Below are 3,312 nucleotides of genomic sequence, written 5' to 3'. Positions count from 1 at the left end.
CGACGCGCTGGTCGAGGGCGGAGCCGATGTGATCGAGCTCGGCATGCCGTTCACCGATCCGATGGCGGACGGCCCCGCGATCCAGGCGGCGAATCTGCGCAGTCTCGCGGCCGGCACTACCACCGCCGACATCCTCGCGATCGCGATGGCGTTCCGCCAGCGCCACCCGACAGTCCCTTTGGTGCTGATGGGCTATGCTAATCCGATGACCCGGCGCGGCGCCGACTGGTTTGCCGAGCGGTGCAAGGAAGCGGGTATCGACGGCGTGATCTGCGTCGATATCCCGCCCGAGGAAGACGATTCGATCGGCCCGGCGCTGCGCGGCAACGAGGTCAGCCTGATCCGGCTGGCGACACCGACGACCGACGCCAATCGCCTGCCGACCGTGCTGGAGGGGGCGAGCGGCTTTCTCTATTACGTCTCGGTCGCGGGGATCACCGGCAAGCAGCAGGCGGCGCAGGCGTCGATCGAGGAAGCGGTCGCGCGGCTCAAGGCGGCGACCAAGCTGCCCGTCGCGGTGGGCTTCGGCGTTCGCACGCCCGAACAAGCTACCGCGATCGCGCGCGTTGCCGATGGCGTCGTGGTCGGCTCGGCGATCGTCGAACTGGTCGGCCAGCACGGCGAGGATGCGGCAGGCCCGGTCCGTACCTACATCCAGAGTCTCGCGAGCGCGGTCCGCGCCGCCCGAAAGGAACCCGTATGAGCTGGCTGACCAACGTCCGCAACGCGCTCTCCTATGTCATCCCGAAGAAGGAGAGCCCCGACAATCTCTGGCACAAGTGCAAGGGATGCGGGCAGATGGTGTTCGCCAAGGAACTGGCCGACAATCTCTACGTCTGCCCGAATTGCGCGCATCATGAGCGGATCGGCCCCGACGTCCGCTTCGCCCAGATCTTCGACGCGGGCTCCTATACCGAGCTGACTGCGCCCAAGGTACAGGACGACCCGCTCAAGTTCCGCGACCAGAAGAAATATACCGACCGCATCAAGGCGGCACGCACCGCGACCGGCGAGAGCGACGCGCTGATCAACGCGACCGGCACGATCGAGGGCCGCAAGGCAGTGGTCGGCGTCCAGGATTTCGCCTTCATGGGCGGGTCGATGGGCCTGGCGGTGGGCGAAGCGTTCGTCCGCGGCGTCGAGACCGCGATCAAGGAAGGCGCGCCCTACATCATCTTCACTGCGGCGGGCGGCGCGCGGATGCAGGAAGGCATATTGAGCCTGATGCAGATGCCGCGCGCGACGGTCGCGATCCAGATGCTCCACGACGCCGGCCTGCCCTATATCGTCGTGCTGACCGACCCGACCACCGGCGGCGTCACCGCCAGCTATGCGATGCTCGGCGACGTCCAGATTTCCGAGCCGGGCGCGCTGATCGGGTTCGCCGGCCAGCGGGTGATCGAGCAGACCATCCGCGAGAAACTGCCGGAGGGCTTCCAGCGGGCGGAATATCTGCTCGACCATGGTATGCTCGACATGGTCGTCCCGCGCGCCGAACTGCGCCCGACCCTGGCGCGGCTGATCGACTATATCGGCGGCCAGCGGATGGCGGCTTAAGCAAATCTCCCCCCCCGCTTGCGGGCGGGGTCGGGGGAGGGCATGTGGCCTTCGTGGTAGTGAACACGCCCTCCCCTAACCCCTCCCGTGAACGGGAGGGGAATTGATGCCTGACCACGCCGTCTCGACCGACCCCGCGGTCCAGCGCCAGCTCGACCGCCTCTGGGCCCTGTCTCCCGGCACCGACATCCTCGGGCTCGAGCGCATCACCGCATTGCTCGACCGCGTCGGCAATCCGCAGGATCGCCTGCCGCCGGTGCTCCACGTCGCCGGCACCAACGGCAAGGGCTCGACCTGCGCCTTCCTGCGCGCGGCGATCGAAGCGGCAGGCTATACGACCCATGTCTATTCGAGCCCGCATCTGGTTCGCTTCAACGAGCGCATCCGGCTCGCCGGCAAGCTGATCGAGGATGCCGAACTCGCCGCCCTGCTCGAGGAAGTGCTCGACGCCGGCGGCGATATCGGCGCGAGCTTCTTCGAGGTGACCACCGCCGCGGCGTTCATCGCCTTCGCGCGGACGCCGGCGGACGCCTGCATCGTCGAGGTCGGGCTAGGCGGCCGGCTCGACGCGACCAATGTCGTCGCGCAGCCGATCGTCACCGGCATCGCGCAATTGGGAATCGACCATGAACGCTTCCTCGGCACGACCGCCGAGGACATCGCCGCGGAGAAGGCCGGGATCGCCAAGCCGCAGGTCCCGCTGGTGACGATGCGCTATTCGCCGTCGGTCGAAGCGCGGGTGCAGCAGGTCGCGCGCACCGCCGGCGCGCCGATTTCGCCTGAAGGACAAAAATGGTTCTGGTCGGCGGACGACGGTCATCTCGTCTATCGCGACGCGGCCGGCAAAGTGCAGACGCCGCTGCCGACGCTGGCTGGACCGCACCAGCCCGGCAATCTCGCACTGGCCATCGCCATGCTGCATCATCAGAGCGCGCTCACCATCCCGCCCGAGGCATTCGTCGCCGCGGCCGAGCACGCGACCTGGCCCGCCCGGATGCAGCGGCTTGGCGACGGACCGCTCACGCGCATGCTGCCGGCCGGTAGCGAAGTCTGGCTCGACGGCGGCCACAATGCCGCCGCGGGGGCGAGCGTCGCGGCCGCGCTCGATGAGGTGATCGAGCGCAAGGGCGGCGATCGCGCGCATCTGATCGTCGGGATGCTGTCCAACAAGGACCCGGCCGGGCTGCTCGGCCCGTTCGCCGGCCTCGGCGCGAGCTTTCACGCGGTGCCGGTCGGTGCGCACGAGCATCATGACGCGGAGGCGCTGGGTGCGGTCGCGCGCGCGATCGGCATGACGCCGCAAGCGGCGGAGACGGTTCCCGCCGCACTGCATGCCATCGCCAGCAAGGCGCAGGGGCCGGTGACCGTGATGATCCTGGGGTCGCTCTATCTGGCGGGTGAAGTGCTCGCGGCAAACGACGAAGCCCCGGACTGATCGTCACTCCGCTCATTATTGCGATTGACTATCAATAGCGATCTTTGGAGAGTGCGGTTCACATCACGGAGTCGCCGCCATGGCCCCTATTCCCCTTCCCGCCTCGCTGGTCAGCGAGGCGTTGCCGCACCCTTTGCCCGGGACCACGGCCGCGCGGATCTTGCTGCTGGCGGTCCGGCGAATGGGCGCGCACGGGCTCAACGACGCCGTCGCGACGAGCGCCTTTCTCAGCGCGTTCGGCCAGGGCTTCCAGCGGCCATTGCTGCTCGCGCGCGCCTTCATGGCGGAGTTGGCGGCGACCTCGACCACCACGATCCCGA

At 68.3% G+C, this 3,312-nt stretch carries 4 protein-coding genes; all 4 read left to right on the top strand.

All coding sequences use genetic code 11. The features are described 5' to 3' along the window. Positions 1-703: tryptophan synthase subunit alpha (trpA, locus tag ACTHJR_RS17820; protein WP_440524683.1), on the top strand; the 703-nt coding region annotated here is incomplete at its 5' end. Beyond that, positions 700-1,557: an acetyl-CoA carboxylase, carboxyltransferase subunit beta gene (gene accD, locus ACTHJR_RS17815; RefSeq protein ID WP_440524681.1), complete on the top strand. Its 858-nt coding sequence runs from the start codon at positions 700-702 to the stop codon at positions 1,555-1,557. The genes trpA and accD, both read left to right, overlap by 4 nt. 106 nt (positions 1,558-1,663) lie before the next feature. Next, on the top strand, positions 1,664-2,992 hold the full coding sequence (locus tag ACTHJR_RS17810; RefSeq protein WP_440524679.1) for a bifunctional folylpolyglutamate synthase/dihydrofolate synthase: 1,329 nt from the start codon (positions 1,664-1,666) through the stop codon (positions 2,990-2,992). Between the two features lie 79 nt (positions 2,993-3,071). Beyond that, positions 3,072-3,312: DUF6628 family protein (locus tag ACTHJR_RS17805; RefSeq protein ID WP_440524677.1), on the top strand; the 241-nt coding region annotated here is incomplete at its 3' end.

It is taken from the genome of Sphingomonas sp. (genome assembly GCF_051962185.1).
Taxonomy (GTDB): Bacteria; Pseudomonadota; Alphaproteobacteria; order Sphingomonadales; family Sphingomonadaceae; genus Sphingomonas.
This window is presented reverse-complemented; position numbering and strand designations above follow the sequence as displayed.

Excerpts from the sequence above, each read along its gene's own strand:
- accD (WP_440524681.1), top strand. The coding sequence starts at position 700 with ATGAGCTGGCTGACCAACGTCCGCAACGCGCTCTCCTATGTCATCCCG.
- ACTHJR_RS17810 (WP_440524679.1), top strand. The coding sequence starts at position 1,664 with ATGCCTGACCACGCCGTCTCGACCGACCCCGCGGTCCAGCGCCAGCTC.